The organism is Modicisalibacter xianhensis (genome assembly GCF_900113605.1).
GTDB lineage: Bacteria > Pseudomonadota > Gammaproteobacteria > Pseudomonadales > Halomonadaceae > Modicisalibacter > Modicisalibacter xianhensis.
Map to the genome: position 1 here is coordinate 148416 of NZ_FOPY01000006.1, position 14894 is coordinate 163309.

Annotated in this window: 14 protein-coding genes; 7 read left to right on the forward strand and 7 right to left on the reverse strand. The window is 64.8% G+C overall.

The features are described 5' to 3' along the window. On the forward strand, positions 1–855 hold an 855-nt coding region (locus BM194_RS20910), incomplete at its 5' end, for a methyl-accepting chemotaxis protein (protein ID WP_244890919.1). A gap of 60 nt (positions 856–915) precedes the next feature. Here the strand turns inward: BM194_RS20910 and BM194_RS08670 are convergent. Then, positions 916–1842: a LysR family transcriptional regulator gene (locus BM194_RS08670; protein ID WP_092845764.1), complete on the reverse strand. Its 927-nt coding sequence runs from the start codon at positions 1840–1842 to the stop codon at positions 916–918. Positions 1843–1991: 149 nt separating this feature from the next. Here BM194_RS08670 and BM194_RS08675 point away from each other — a divergent pair, with 149 nt between their 5' ends. Then, complete coding sequence (locus BM194_RS08675; protein ID WP_092845766.1) at positions 1992–2768, forward strand: ferredoxin--NADP reductase; 777 nt, start codon at positions 1992–1994, stop codon at positions 2766–2768. 82 nt (positions 2769–2850) lie between these two features. Here BM194_RS08675 and glnK read toward each other — a convergent pair whose 3' ends face one another. From glnK to BM194_RS08690, 3 genes are all read right to left on the reverse strand, one after another. Then, complete coding sequence (gene glnK, locus BM194_RS08680) at positions 2851–3189, reverse strand: P-II family nitrogen regulator (RefSeq protein WP_019019171.1); 339 nt, start codon at positions 3187–3189, stop codon at positions 2851–2853. 156 nt (positions 3190–3345) lie between these two features. Beyond that, complete coding sequence (locus tag BM194_RS08685) at positions 3346–4590, reverse strand: ammonium transporter (protein ID WP_092845768.1); 1245 nt, start codon at positions 4588–4590, stop codon at positions 3346–3348. A 27-nt stretch (positions 4591–4617) separates the two neighbouring features. After that, on the reverse strand, positions 4618–4956 hold the full coding sequence (locus BM194_RS08690; RefSeq protein ID WP_092845770.1) for a P-II family nitrogen regulator: 339 nt from the start codon (positions 4954–4956) through the stop codon (positions 4618–4620). A gap of 247 nt (positions 4957–5203) precedes the next feature. On the opposite strand from BM194_RS08690, the gene BM194_RS08695 reads away from it, so the two are divergent. The 4 genes from BM194_RS08695 (at position 5204) to BM194_RS08710 (ending at position 9752) form a co-directional block, all read left to right on the forward strand. Continuing rightward, on the forward strand, positions 5204–5596 hold the full coding sequence (locus BM194_RS08695) for an accessory factor UbiK family protein (protein WP_092845772.1): 393 nt from the start codon (positions 5204–5206) through the stop codon (positions 5594–5596). A gap of 114 nt (positions 5597–5710) precedes the next feature. Further along, positions 5711–7246 (forward strand): YifB family Mg chelatase-like AAA ATPase, encoded by a 1536-nt coding sequence (locus BM194_RS08700; RefSeq protein WP_092845774.1) that lies wholly within the window; start codon positions 5711–5713, stop codon positions 7244–7246. 28 nt (positions 7247–7274) lie between these two features. Further along, positions 7275–8693: an amidase gene (locus tag BM194_RS08705; RefSeq protein WP_092845776.1), complete on the forward strand. Its 1419-nt coding sequence runs from the start codon at positions 7275–7277 to the stop codon at positions 8691–8693. Between the two features lie 9 nt (positions 8694–8702). Further along, entirely contained in the window at positions 8703–9752 is a 1050-nt protein-coding gene (locus BM194_RS08710; protein WP_092845778.1) for a sodium:calcium antiporter, read from the forward strand. 6 nt (positions 9753–9758) lie between these two features. Here BM194_RS08710 and BM194_RS08715 read toward each other — a convergent pair whose 3' ends face one another. The 3 genes from BM194_RS08715 to BM194_RS08725 form a co-directional block, all read right to left on the reverse strand. Beyond that, positions 9759–10862, reverse strand: a complete 1104-nt coding sequence (locus BM194_RS08715) for an aminotransferase class I/II-fold pyridoxal phosphate-dependent enzyme (RefSeq protein ID WP_092845780.1) — start codon at positions 10860–10862, stop codon at positions 9759–9761. A gap of 77 nt (positions 10863–10939) precedes the next feature. Further along, positions 10940–11431 (reverse strand): hypothetical protein, encoded by a 492-nt coding sequence (locus BM194_RS08720; RefSeq protein WP_092845782.1) that lies wholly within the window; start codon positions 11429–11431, stop codon positions 10940–10942. Continuing rightward, positions 11428–12420, reverse strand: coding sequence for an alpha/beta hydrolase (locus tag BM194_RS08725; RefSeq protein WP_092845784.1), 993 nt, complete (start codon positions 12418–12420; stop codon positions 11428–11430). Before BM194_RS08725 ends, BM194_RS08720 begins: the two co-directional genes overlap by 4 nt. Before the next feature lie 219 nt (positions 12421–12639). On the opposite strand from BM194_RS08725, the gene BM194_RS08730 reads away from it, so the two are divergent. Further along, a complete protein-coding gene (locus BM194_RS08730) occupies positions 12640–14829 on the forward strand; it encodes a malate synthase G (RefSeq protein ID WP_092845786.1) in 2190 nt (729 codons plus the stop codon). Positions 14830–14894: the final 65 nt, after the last annotated feature.

Sequence of the window (14894 nt, forward strand, 5' to 3'; positions counted from 1 at the left end):
ATGAACGACGTGCTGCTCGACGTGCGCGACAGCAGCGAATCGGTCAGCGTGGCGGCAGGCGAGATTACCCAGGGCAGCCAGGACCTGTCGTCGCGCACCGAGACGGCGGCCTCCAACCTGCAGGAAACCTCGGCCTCGATGGAACAGCTGACCAGCACCGTCGAGCACACCGCCGAATCGACGCGCCAGGCCAACCAGCTGTCGCAGTCGGCCTCGGAAGTCGCCTCGCGCGGCGGCGAGGTGGTGTCGCAGGTCGTAAACACCATGGACGACATCGATGCCTCGTCACGCCAGATCGCCGAGATCGTCACGCTGATGGACGGCATCGCCTTCCAGACCAACCTGCTGGCGCTCAACGCTTCGGTGGAAGCCGCGCGTGCCGGCGAACAGGGGCGCGGTTTCGCGGTGGTGGCCGGCGAGGTGCGTCAACTGGCCAGCCGCAGCGCCGACGCCGCGCGCCAGATCAAGGAACTGATCGATACGTCGGCGGCCAAGACCCGTGCCGGTGCGGCACTGGTACGCCGCGCCGGCGAGACCATGGACGAGATCGTCGCCAGCGTGGCGCGGGTCTCCGATGTGCTTTGCGAGATCAGTGCCGCCACCAAGGAGCAGAGCCAGGGCATTGGCCAGGTCAACCAGGCCGTTGCCGAGCTGGATCGCATGACCCAGCAGAACGCCGCGCTGGTCGAGGAATCCACGGCGGCGGCAGACCGGCTCGAGGAACAGGCGGTGAGACTGACCCAGGTCGTCGGCGCCTTCAACCTGGCGCCCCGGAATGGGCAACACACCGATATGGCGCTGCCAGCACCGGCCCAGCCTTCAGCGACACGGGCACTTAGTCGAGACGATGCCTGACGGCTGAACCCTACCTCAACGGCCCGGAATTCCGGGCCGTTGTCTTGATGCGCCTGCTCTCTAGGGAACGTAAGGCAACTCGATCTCGTCGCTGCGACGGATGCCCTCAGTCATCTGCTGGCACAGGCGCACGAATTCACGCAGGCCGGTGGCCAGGTACTTGTGGCGATGCCAGATGAAGCTGAACTGACGGCGCAGGTCGAGCTGTGGAGTGACGACCGGCACCAGGCTGCCGCGCCGGAAGGCGTCACGCAGCGCCAGACGCGAGACGCAGCCGATGCCCAGCCCCGATTCGACGGCCCGCTTGATGCCTTCGGTATGCTCCAGCTCGAGCAGGATGTTGAAGCGTCCGCGCCGGTGGCGCATGGCATGCTCCAGCGTTAGCCGTGTCCCCGAGCCCTGTTCGCGCATGATCCACGACTCGCGCAACAGCTGATCGAGGCCCACGTCGCCGGCTTGCGCGAGCGGATGGCGGGGTGAGCAGAACACCGTGAGCTCGTCCTCGACCCAAGGCTGCATCACCACATCTTCATGCTGGCAATCGCCTTCGATCAGACCCAGGTCAAGCTCGTGCTGGACGATATGCTCGATAATCGAGGCCGTGTTACGCACATGCAATCGCACCCGGCTGCCGGGATGGCGCTGCATGAAATCACTGATCAACAGCGTCGCCAGGTAGTTGCCGATGGTCAGCGTGGCGCCCACGTCCAGTGAGCCGATACCGCGCTGGCCGCGCAACAGCTCCTCGATCTCCTCGGCACGGTCGAGCAGGGCGACCGCCTTGGGCAACAGCTGGAAACCCAGCGCGTTGAGCTTGAGTCGTTTGCCGATGCGGTCGAGGAGTTGGCAATCGAACTGGCGTTCGAGCTCCGCCAGGGCGGTACTGGTTGCCGACTGGGACAGAGCCAGGGCGCGTGCAGCGCGCGAGACACTCTCGTGCTGGGCAACGGCGACGAAGACTTCGAGCTGGCGCAGGCTGTAGCGCATGTCAGGCTCCGGCAGGGCGTGTATATCAGGATTACAGATAAGCCTTATCCAGACAATCCATTTAACAGATAAGCGTCGGCAACTTAGAATGCATGTATCGACTTGGCGCGCTGCTTTATGCGCTTTGGGAATAAATACGGGAGATCGTCATGAGCAAGTTTGCCCTGGAAGAGGTCCTCAGCGTTCATCACTGGAACGACACGCTATTCAGTTTCCGCACCACGCGCGAGCGCAGCCTGCGGTTCAAGAACGGCCAGTTCGTGATGATCGGCCTGGAAGTCGAGGGCAAGCCGCTGGTACGTGCCTACTCGGTCGCCAGCCCCAACTACGAGGATCACCTCGAGTTCTTCAGCATCAAGGTGCCCGATGGCCCGTTGACCTCGCGTCTGCAGCATCTCAAGGTCGGCGACCAGATCATGGTCAGCCGCAAGCCGACCGGCACGCTGGTGACCGACGATCTGCTCCCTGGGCGCAACCTGTACATGCTGTCGACCGGTACCGGCCTGGCGCCGTTCATGAGCCTGATCCAGGATCCGGAAGTCTACGAGCGCTTCGAGAAGGTCGTGCTGATTCATGGCGTACGTACCGTCAGCGAGTTGGCGTATGCCGATTTCATCACCAAGGAGCTGCCGGCCCACGAGTATCTGGGTGAGGAAATCAGCGAGAAGCTGGTCTACTACCCGACCGTGACCCGCGAAGAGTTCCACACCATGGGCCGTCTGACCGACCACATGCGTAGCGGCAAGCTGTTCGAGGACACCGGCCTGCCGGCACTCGATCCGAAGCAGGATCGCGCCATGATCTGCGGCAGCCCGGCGATGCTCGACGAAACCAGCGCCATGCTCGACGACTTCGGCTTCAAGATCTCGCCGCGCATGGGCGAGCCGGGGGATTACGTCATCGAGCGGGCCTTCGTGGAAAAATAACCAGGCCGCTCGCCTACGTTTGAGTCAAACGAGAAAAACCCACGGCACGGGCCGTGGGTTTTTCATGTCGGGGTCAGGGCGTTTAAACGGCGTCCTTGCCGGTTTCGCCGGTACGGATACGGATGACCTGCTCCAGCGGAGAGATGAAGATCTTGCCGTCGCCGATCTTGCCGGTATTGGCGACTTGGGTGATGGCCTCGATGACCTGGTCGGTCAGCGCATCGTCCACGGCGACTTCGAGCTTTACCTTGGGCAGGAAGTCGACCACGTACTCGGCTCCCCGGTACAGCTCGGTATGGCCCTTTTGCCGGCCAAAGCCCTTGACCTCGGTGACGGTGATGCCCTGCACGCCGATATCGGAGAGCGACTCACGGACATCGTCGAGCTTGAACGGCTTGATGATAGCGGTCACCAGTTTCATCGTTGCTTCCTCGCAGCCTATTGTCTGGAGCGACCGGGACCACCGATCGCCGTTAAGGGGATTCTGCTTTCAAGCATACACCCGCTCGTCCAAGGAATAAAAAAGCCCCCCCGAAGGGGGCCAGGGGAGCACGCCAGCTCACTCGTAGGGTCGGCCTTACTTGTTGCTGCCGACAGTAAACTCGGGATAGGCCTCCAGGCCGCACTCGGCCAGGTCGACCCCCTCGTATTCTTCCTCTTCGCTGACCCGAACACCCATGATCGCCTTGATGATAAGCCACACGATCAGGCTGGCGATGAAGACCCATGCAAAGATACCGATGATGCCGATCAACTGGGCACCGAAGCTGGCGTCGCCGTTGGTGAAGGGCACCACGATCACGCCCCAGATGCCGACCACGCCGTGGGCGGAGATGGCACCCACCGGATCGTCGATCTTCAGCTTGTCCAGGGTGACGATGGAAACCACCACGAGCAGGCCACCGATGGCACCGATGAGGGTTGCGCCCAGGCCGGTCGGGGACAGCGGATCGGCAGTGATCGATACCAGGCCGGCGATTGCGCCGTTCAGAGCCATGGTCAGGTCCGCCTTGCGGAACCAGATCTTGGCCAGGATCAGTGCAGCGATGACACCGCCGGCAGCCGCGGCATTGGTGTTGAGCAGAACCTGGGCCATGTTGTTGGCGGAAGAGACGTCGGACACCTTCAACTCTGAGCCGCCATTGAAGCCGAACCAGCCCATCCACAGGATGAAAGTGCCCAGCGTGGCCAGCGGCATGTTGGCACCGGGAATCGCATAGATGGCGCCGTTCTTGCCGTACTTGTCCTTGCGAGGGCCGAGGACCAGCACGCCGGCCAGCGCAGCGGCGGCACCGGCGAGGTGAACGATGCCGGAGCCGGCATAATCGGAATAGCCGACCTCTGACAGCCAGCCGCCGCCCCAGGTCCAGAAGCCTTCCACCGGGTAGATGACGCCGGTCATGACCACGGCGAAGGCCAGGAAGGCCCACAGCTTCATGCGCTCGGCCACGGCACCGGAGACAATGGACATGGCGGTCGCCACGAACACCACCTGGAAGAAGAAGTCGGCGCGGGCGGAGTAATAGGGGGCGTCTTCGCCGCCGTTGAGTACGGCATCGACGGTGTTCTCGCCACCCAGCAGGAACCCGAGGTTGGGCAGGATGCCGCCGGCATCACTGGAATACATGATGTAGTAGCCGACCAGCAGATACATCGTACAGGCGATGGCAAACAGCACGATGTTCTTGGTCAGGATTTCTGCGGTGTTCTTCGAGCGTACCAAGCCTGCTTCCAGCATCGCGAAGCCGGCGGCCATCCACATGACCAGCACGCCGCAGATGAGGAAGTAGAATGTATCGAGCGCGTAGTTGAGCTCTGTCATCGTTATTTTCTCCTAAGTCCAGCGCCTTTAGACGGCGTCGGGCCCACGTTCGCCGGTGCGAATGCGGATCACATCCTCGAGTGGCGTGACGAACACCTTGCCGTCACCGATCTTGCCGCTGTTGGCGGACCGGGTGATGGCATCCAGCACGCCTTCGACACGATCGTCGTCCACGGCGATCTCGACCTTCACCTTGGGCAGGAAATCCACGACGTATTCGGCGCCGCGATAGAGTTCGGTGTGACCCTTCTGCCGACCGAAGCCTTTCACCTCGGTCACGGTGATGCCCTGAACGCCATTGTCGGCGAGTGCCTCTCTGACATCGTCCAGCTTGAATGGCTTTATTATGGCGGTGATGAGTTTCATCCCTTGTCTCCATTGTCGGACTGCGCCTTGCTAGACTGGCGAACGCCATGCCATGCGAAATTATTTTTCGTTCAATCAATCGGTTAGGGCGGTGTCTGGCAAGGGGTGGTCAAGATCGGGGCATAAGTGAAAATTCAGGTGCACCATGCTGGTGCCGGGGCTTTCAGGCTTTGCGCCAGGATTGCGCATGCGTCAGTCGGCGTCCTTGCGTATGCTTGAGGCAGTTCACTCGAAAGGAGCCCATTCGATGGCAAGCAACGACCGGTTCAGTCGCCTGGCCCAACAGATCGGCGAACGTCTTCAGGAAGCTTCCCACGCTCCCGAAGAGATCCAGCGCAGCGTGCAGAGTGTCATGCGCGGTGCCTTCGACCGCATGGAACTGGTATCTCGCGAAGATTTCGATATCCTCATGGACGTGTTACAGCGCACCCGGTCGCGCGTCGAGGCGCTCGAGCGCCAGGTCGCGGCACTGGAGGCCGCGGTAGATGCCCAGTCTGCCACGCCGGCATCGCCCGCCGTGGTAGCGGCCGATACTGCTGCGCCACCCGCCGAAGAGGCAGAAGGGGGTACAGCGAGCCAGCCCAGCGGCATCGACAGCAAGCGGACCGATCAAGGGACCGGTGGCGACAAGACGCCGTAACTGATCGGCGGAGCGCGCCCAAACTCGGTGCATTCACCGAACCCATTCATTCTGGGCTCCACGCTCCGCTTGCCCGGCGCGAACGATCAGGGAGCCATCTGGCGAGGGAGAGCCATGGCGCTAGCCATCATTGCCACCCGGGCGGGGCTGGGACTTGAAGCCCCGGAAGTCCTGGTCGAGGTCCATCTGTCCAACGGCCTACCGGGGCTGACCCTGGTGGGCCTGCCCGAGACGGCCGTCCGCGAAAGTCGCGAACGGGTGCGCAGTGCCCTGCTCAATGCCGGTTTCGAATTTCCCAATACCCGGCGCATTACCATCAACCTGGCGCCTGCCGACCTGCCCAAGGAAGGCGGGCGCTTCGACCTGCCCATCGCCCTGGGTATTCTGGTGGCCTCCGAGCAGATTCCTGCTGCAGCCCTGGAAGGCCTCGAATGCCTGGGCGAGCTGGCCCTGGACGGGCGATTGCGTTCCATCAATGGTGCGCTGCCGGTGGCGCTGGCCGCCAAGGTTGCCGGCCGGGGACTGCTGTTGCCGGCAGCCAACGCCGACGAGGCCGCTCTGGCCGGTGAGCTGGCGGTATTCCCGGCCGAGCATCTCTCTCAGGTTGTCGCTCACCTGCTGGGCCAGGATCGCCTGGCCCAGCATCGCCTCAGCAGCCCGAGCTTGCCGGAGCGCACCACGCACGATCTGGCCGAGGTACGTGGCCAGCATCAGGCGCGTCGCGCTCTCGAAGTCGCTGCCGCTGGCGGCCATAACCTGCTTTTCGCTGGCCCGCCAGGGACCGGCAAGACCATGCTGGCCAGTCGCCTGCCCGGCATCCTGCCGCCGCTGTCGCATGACGAGGCGCTGGAGGTCGCGGCCATCCGCTCGGTGTGCGGCATGGGCCTGCTCGATCGCTGGGGCGAGCGCCCTTTCCGCTCGCCGCACCATACCGCCAGCGGTGTCGCCCTGGTCGGTGGCGGCTCGAAACCGCGGCCCGGCGAGATCTCGCTGGCGCATCACGGCGTGCTGTTTCTCGACGAGCTGCCGCAATTCGATCGCGGTGTTCTGGAAGTGATGCGCGAGCCGCTGGAGTCGGGGCAGATCCATATCGCCCGCGCCAGCCACCAGCGCTGTTTTCCGGCGCGCTTCCAGCTCGTTGCCGCCATGAATCCGTGCCCGTGCGGCCATCTGGGCGATCCCCGCCAGCCCTGCGTATGCACCCCGGCCCAGGTACAACGCTACCAGGCCAAGCTGTCCGGCCCCCTGCTCGACCGCATCGACCTGCAGGTCGAAGTACCAGCCCTGCCGCCCGAGCAACTGACCTCGCCGACCCTCGGCGAAAGCTCGGCCACGGTGCGTGAGCGGGTACTGGCTGCCCGTGAGCGCCAGCGCCAGCGTGGTGCACTCAACGCCCGCCTGCCCGGGCGCGAGCTGGAAGCCGCCTGTGCCCTGACCACGGAAGAGCGGGCCTGGCTGGCTGACGTGCTGACACGGCTGAAGCTGTCGGCCCGGGCCTATCACCGGGTGCTGCGGGTGGCCTTGACCTTGGCCGACCTGGCCGGCGAGCCGCGTCCATCGCGCCCGCAATTGATGGAAGCCATCGGCTACCGCCAGCTGGATCGCCTGCGCGGAGGGAACGAAACGCCAAAGGCCGTTGCCGGTATGTAAGAGACATCAGCGAAGCCAAGGAGGCACGATGGACAACAGGGAATCCCGGATTGCCGCGATGGATGCCGCCACCCTGATCGACGCTTACGCGGCCGGGCGACTCTCGCCCGTGGAAGTCATCGAGGATACGCTGGCCAGGATCGACCGCGACAACCCGGCCATCAATGCATTCTGCCATGTCGATCACGAGGGGGCGCTGGCCGCAGCGCGCGAGGCCGAGACGCGCTGGCGCGCCGGCAAGCCGCTGGGGTTGGTGGACGGCCTGCCGGTCACCATGAAGGACCTGACGCGCGTACGCGGCATGCCAGCCCGTGAGGGGACGCTGATTTCCGACCCTGCACCCTGCGAGGAGGACGGCCCACCGGCGCGCATGATGCGCGAGGCCGGGGCCATCATCCTTGGCAAGACCACCACCCCCGAGTTCGGCTGGAAGGGCGTCACCGATAGTCCGCTTACCGGGGTGACCCGCAACCCTTGGGATACGCGACTGACCCCAGGCGGGTCGTCGGGCGGTGCTGCCGCGGCGTGTGCGCTCAACCTGGGCGTGATGCACCAGGGCGGGGATTCGGGCGGCTCGATCCGGATTCCGGCCTCGTTTACCGGCACCTTCGGCTTCAAGCCGACCTTCGGGCTGGTGCCGCAGTGGCCACCCTGCTCCCTGCCGTCGATGTCGCACCTGGGGCCGATCACCCGCACCGTCGACGATGCGATCCGCATGCTCAACGTGGTGGGGCGCTACGACTCGCGTGACAGCTACGCGGTCGATGCTGCACCGGACGACTGGGGCGAGGGGACACACGCACCGCTGGAAGGCATGCGTATCGGTTTGATCACCCGGGCCGAGCGCGTCGGCGTCGACCCTCAGGTCACCAAGGCCATCGAACGTGCCGCCAGGCAGTTCGAGGCGCTCGGCGCCGAAGTCGTACCCGATGACCTGGACCTTCACGAGGCGGGTGAAGCCTTCAAGATCCTGTGGTACTCCACCAGTTGGCGCCTGTGCAGCCAGATGACCGAGAGCGAGCGTCGCCAGATCAGCGAAGGTCTGATGAAGAATGCCTGGCGCGGCGAATCCCTCAATGCCAACGATGTGCATGCCGCCCAGGAAGCGCGCGCCATGCTGACGGCGCGTTTCGAAGCGAGCTTTCGCAATCGCTTCGACCTGTTCCTGATGCCCAGCGTCGCCGTGCTGCCGTTCGCGGCCGGTCAGGAAGTGCCGGAAGGGCGTGGCATGAGCGACTGGATGGATTGGACGCCGTTCACCTACCCGTTCAATCTGACGCGCCAGCCGGCTGCCTCATTGCCGTGTGGGTTCAGTGAGGAAGGCCTGCCTATCGGTTGTCAACTGGTCGGGGCACGCTTCAACGACCGCGCCGTGCTGCGCGCCAGCCGCGCCTACCTGGCGGCGCATCCGCCGCGTTTCCCGGACGCACCCCACGACCCACGGTGAGCCCAAGCCATGCCTGTGTCTCTCGAAAGCCTGCCGCTACCCTGGAGTATCGGCCTGTTCTGTGCCTGTGCGCTGATCATCGGCGTGGTCGGTACCCGCCTCACCCATGTGGTCGACGATCTTGCCGACCGGACCGGTCTGGGCGAGGCGATTGCCGGCGCCCTGCTGTTGGGGGCGACCACGTCGCTATCGGGCAGTGTGCTGTCGATCACTGCCAGCCTGGAAGGCCAGGCCGAACTCGCGGTCAGCAACGCGGTAGGCGGGATTGCCGTACAGACCCTGTTCCTGACCGTGGCCGATATGTTCCTGCGCCGGGTCAACCTCGAGCATGCCGCGGCCTCCATCGGCAACATGATGCAGGGTTCGCTGCTGGTCTGCATGCTGGGACTGGTGCTGATCGGAACCTTCTCCCCCGAGTGGACGTTCTGGAGCGTTCATCCCATCACGCCGATTCTGGTCGTGGGTTATATCTACGGCCTGCACATCGTCGACAAGGCCCAGGCCGCTCCCATGTGGCAGCCGGCGCGCACGCGCGAGACCCGCGAGGATGTACCCGATGAACAGGCCCAGCAGCGTTCATTAGTCTCGCTGTGGATCGCCTTCCTGACCATGGCGCTGATCCTTGGCGTGTCGGGGTGGCTGCTGCAGCGTTCGGCCACGGTGATTGCCCAGGAGACGGGGCTGGGCCAAGTGGCGGTGGGCGTCTTGCTGACCTCGGTCGTTACCTCGTTGCCGGAACTGGTAACGTCGGTCGCCGCGGTACGGCGTGGCGCCCTGACGCTTGCCGTGGGCGGGATCATCGGCGGCAATGCCTACGATACGCTGTTCACCGCCATGTCGGACGTCGCCTACCGCCAGGGCTCGGTCTATCACGCCGTTTCCGACGAGACGCTATTATGGGTGGCGATCTCGATGGTCATGACCGGTGTGCTGATCATGGGCCTGATTCGTCGCGAGAAGCATGGGCCTGGCCATATCGGCTTCGAGAGCATGGCCATCATCGGGCTCTATGTGGCCGGGGTCGTCATGGTGATCTTCGGTGGAGCGGCCTCCGGCTAGCGCCGCTCACTCGGCCAGGGCCCGCTCCAGTGCGGTCAACCGGCCGGGGCGCAGGGCGTCTTCCACGGCACTGATGCGCAGCACATGGCCCAGCGCCGGGTGCGGTGGCCGATGGATGAGGCTGCCGGCCTCGAGAAGCTCACGGTGCACGCGGGCGGCTGTGTCGGCCTCGGACAGGCGCACGGCCACGAAGTTGGTATCGCTGGTGGGCACATCGGCGCCCAACTCGCGTAGCCAGTCGGCCAGACGCTCGCGGCGTGCGATCACTGCATCGATATGCTCGCGCGTCTCGTCGGGATGATCCAGCACCGTCTCGGCGGCAGCCAGCGCCAGCGACGATACCGCGTAGTGAATCCTCACCTTGTGCATGATCTCGACGGCCTCGGGCTCGGCAATCGCATAACCGATACGCAGGCCGGCCAGGCCGTGGGCCTTGGACAGGGTACGCAGGCGAATCACGCCGGGCCAGGCCGCGCCAGCGGAGGCGGAACCGGCATCGGGACGGAAGTCGTGGTAGGCCTCGTCGAGCAGCAGCGTACACGTCTCGGGCAGTGCTTCGCGCAGGCGCTGGATGGCGGCATCGTCATGCAGGTGCCCGCTCGGGTTGTCGGGGTTGGCCAGATAGACCAGCCGCGCCGATTGCTCATTCGCCGCCTCGGCCAGTGCCTCCAGGTCGGGTGCCAGCAGCCCCGGTGCGTCACGGTAGGCCACCTCATGCATCACGCAGCCTTGGCCCAGCGCGAAATAGCCGAACGTGGGATAGGTACCGGCGCTGGCCACGACGGCGGCCCCCGGCTCGCAGGTGGCGCGCAGCGCCAGGGCGATCAGGCTGTCGGCGCCGGCATCGACCAGCAAGGCGTCCAGTGGCGTGTCAAGCGCTGCCGACAGCCGCTGGCGCACGCCTAGCGCCTGTGCATCGCCATAGCCCCGGGCCAGTTCGGCCACGGCATTGCCAAAGCGCGCCGACAGGGCGCGGTGCGGCATGTCCAGCCCCTCGTTGGAGCCCAGTTGATACGGGATGGCGCGCCCCAGGCGGCGCTCCAGGGCCTTGATGCCCGGAAAGGGGTTATGCGGGCCGTCGCGGTAGAGGTGGCGAGCGTAGCGGGGCATGGCGGTCCTCGCGGTCTGGCGGATGAACGGCCATTGTGGCGGCTGGACCGCGACATGCAAAGCCCGGGTGCGCCACGCTACAGGGCGCTGGCATCCAGTGCACCGCTGATGACCTGGGTCCAGTGCGGTGCCGCATCGCCCGGCCGGCGCAAGGCCAATTCCAGACGATAGGGCAGCAACTCGCGGTCCGACAGGATCAAGGCTGGCCCCTCGGCACGCAAGCGGCTCTCCAGCAGCCACTGGTTGTCGGGTAGTCGGGCCTCGGCCATCGTCGGAGTCCAGTCCAGAACCTGGGGGCCCTCCTCGCGGGCGAGAAGGGCACGGGTCAGCGTCTCGCGAAAGCGCTCGGTGTCGACGCCCAGGTCGCTGTCGATCTCGGGTAGCGCCAGCAACAGCACGACTTCCTCGGTTGGGCCCGACCAGGTGGGCTGGGTGGCGGCCGCCTCGGCGGCGCGCTCGCCCAAGCCGTAGAGCGCCTGACGCTGTGTCTGCGGACGCTCCGGCTGGCCGGCACAGGCTGATAGGGTGAGTGTCAGGACAGCGATCAGGAATTTCAGGCGACGGCTCATAGCGTGGTCGACGGTGACGAGAAAGGGGAGGGTACGGGCCCGCTGGGGCACGCCAGGTCGTCCAGAAACGCGTCGAGCTCTTCGAACAGCAGGTCGCGGATGGGCGCCGCCTCGTTGACCAGATGATGTCGGGCCTCGGGGTGACGATGGATACGGGCCTGGGGAAACTTGCTGGTCAGCACTTCCAGGTTCCATTGCCAGTCCACGGTCAGGTCCTGCTCACCCTGCAGGATCAGCACCGGCAGGTCACTCGAGGGCAGGGCCAGCATGTGCGCCATCCAGCGGCGCATGGCCGCGACCCAGGTCAGCGTCAGGCGATCGGGTTGCAGCGGGTCGTGCTCGCGCAGGAAGGTGGCGAAATCGTCGTCGGTGGAATTGGCGCGGTACTTGCGGGGAATCGAGCGGATGAACGGACTGGCCAGGCGATGCAGCCAGTTCGATTGTGGCCAGCCCCACGGCCGGACCAGCGGCGCCAGCAGGACCAGCGCTTGCCAGGGCGCGGACGAACCTCGACCGAGCGCATCGGTGGCGAGAATTGCCGCCCCTGTGCTCTGGCCGACCCCGATCCACGGCCCCGGCGCCATGTCGCGGGCTGACAGGTGATTCTGCAGTGCCTGCAGGCAGGCGCCGTACTCCTCGAAATCGTCGATGGTGGCACGCTCGCCGCTGGACAGGCCATGGCCGGGCAGGTCCCAGAGTACTACCCGCCAGCCCTGGCCGAGCAAGCGCTCCAGCAGGTGACGGTAAAGTCCCAGGTGATCGAAGTAGCCATGCACCACGAACGCCGTGCCACGTGGTGCTTCCGGCGACCACACCTGGGCCCAGAGGCGGTAGCCTTCGGCATCGATGAAGCCGACATGCAGGCCCACCTCTTCCTTGAGCAGCGGGGCCAGACGATAGTGATCGAGGTAATCCACCAGGGCTGAGGCCTGGGATTCGCCCACCGGGGCCAGCGGCCCAAGTGCTTGCAACGGTGCGAAATCGGTCATCGCGTTCTCCCTGTACGTCTTCATGCTAGCCCGCTTTACTGATGAACACGACACCCCGAGCATCAACGGCTTTCTTAGTCATTGGTCGAGCGGTACACAATTTTCTTCCAATTTGGTTATTATATGGAAGTCATTTCCATAAACGTGGCAACCATAACGAATCGTCTATCGTTGGAAGGATCGCATCGTTAGACAGCAGCGCAGCAGGAGAGGATTTCCATGACTCAACGCATCTCTCGCCATCGTCTCCAGGTGGCCGCCGAGCTCGACCGCTTCCTCAATGAAGAAGCCTTGCCCGGCACCGGTGTAGATGTCGATGCCTTCTGGACCGGGCTCGACGCCCTGATTCACGATCTCGCCCCCACCAACCGGGAGCTGCTCGCCGAGCGCGATCGCCTGCAGGGCGAACTTGATGCCTGGCACAAGGCACACCCGGGACCGGTGCGCGACCTGGCCGGCTATCGCGAGTTTCTCAAGCAGATCGGTTACCTGGTCGAGGCACCGGCCAAGGTCGAGACGACGACCCGCAACGTCGACCCCGAGATCGCCGTGCAGGCCGGGCCGCAACTGGTGGTGCCGGTCAGCAATGCGCGCTATGCCCTGAATGCCGCCAACGCGCGTTGGGGCAGCTTGTACGACGCGCTCTACGGCACCGACGCCATCAGCGAGGATGATGGCGCCGAGAAGAGTGGCGACTACAATCCCAAGCGCGGTGCCAAGGTCATTGCCTATGCGCGTGGCGTGCTGGATCAGGCCGCTCCGCTGGCCGAAGGCTCGCACAAGGATGCCGTCAGCTATACCCTGCGTGACGGCAAGCTGGTCGTTGGCCTCGAAGGGGGGCAGGAAACTGGCCTCAAGGACCCGGCCCAAATGGTCGGCTTCCAGGGCGATGCCGCCCAGCCGCAGGCGATTCTGCTGACCAACCATGGCCTGCATCTCGAAGTGCAGTTCGACGACACCCACCCGATCGGCAAGACCGACCCGGCCGGCGTCAAGGACGTGCTGGTGGAAGCCGCGATCACCACCATCATGGATTGCGAAGACTCGGTGGCTGCCGTGGATGCCGAGGACAAGGTCCACGTCTACCGCAACTGGCTGGGCCTGATGCAGGGCGACCTCGAGGAAGAGGTCAGCAAGGGCGGCAAGGCGTTCATGCGTCGTCTCCATGATGACCGCAGCTACACTACGCCCGATGGCAGCACGCGCACCCTGCCGGGCCGTTCGCTGATGTTCGTGCGCAACGTTGGCCATCTAATGACTACGCCGGCGATCCTCGACGGCAACGGCGATGAGATCCCCGAAGGCATGCTCGACGGCATCGTCACCAGCCTGATCGCCATGCACGACCTCAAGAAGGGCGGAGCGACCGGCACCCAGAAGACCAACAGTCGCAGCGGATCGATCTATATCGTCAAGCCCAAGATGCACGGGCCCAGGGAAGTCGCTTTCGCCAATACCCTGTTCGGGCGTATCGAGGACGTACTGGGACTGGAGCGCGATACCCTGAAGATGGGCATCATGGACGAGGAACGGCGTACCACCGTCAACCTCAAGGCCTGTATCAACGAGGCCTCCTCGCGCGTCGTGTTCATCAACACCGGTTTCCTCGACCGCACCGGCGACGAGATGCACACCGCCATGGAAGCCGGCCCGATGCTGCGCAAGGGCGACATGAAGGGCGCCAAGTGGATCGCCGCCTACGAAAAGAATAACGTCCAGGTCGGCCTGGCCTGCGGCCTGCGCGGCCGCGCCCAGATCGGCAAGGGCATGTGGGCCATGCCTGACCTGATGGCGGCCATGCTCGAGCAGAAGATCGGCCATCCCAAGTCTGGCGCCAATACCGCCTGGGTGCCGTCGCCGACCGCTGCGGTGCTGCACGCGCTGCATTACCACCAGATCGATGTCGCGGCGCTGCAGCAGGAAATGGAGCGCCAGGGCGAAGCCGATCTGCTTGACGACCTGCTCAGCGTGCCGGTGGTCGAACGGGCCGATTGGTCAGCCGACGAGCTCCAGCAGGAACTCGACAACAACTGCCAGGGTATCCTCGGTTACGTGGTGCGCTGGGTCGAGCAGGGTGTGGGGGCGTCCAAGGTGCCCGATATCCACGATGTGGGCCTGATGGAGGATCGCGCCACACTGCGTATCTCCAGCCAGCACATCGCCAACTGGCTGTACCATGGCGTGGTGACCGAGGCGCAGGTGCGCGAGACGCTGGAGCGCATGGCTGGCGTGGTCGACAAGCAGAACGAGGGCGACGCCAACTATGTGCCGATGACCTCGCACCTCAGTGAATCCACGGCCTTCCAGGCCGCCTCGGACCTGATCTTCAAGGGGCGCGAGCAGCCTTCCGGATACACCGAGCCGCTGTTGCACCACTGGCGCGCGGTACACAAGGCGAAGCACGCCTGATTACCGTACACCAGGCAGACAACTCAGTAGAATGCCCCGCTTCGGCGGGGCATTTTTCGTATGGC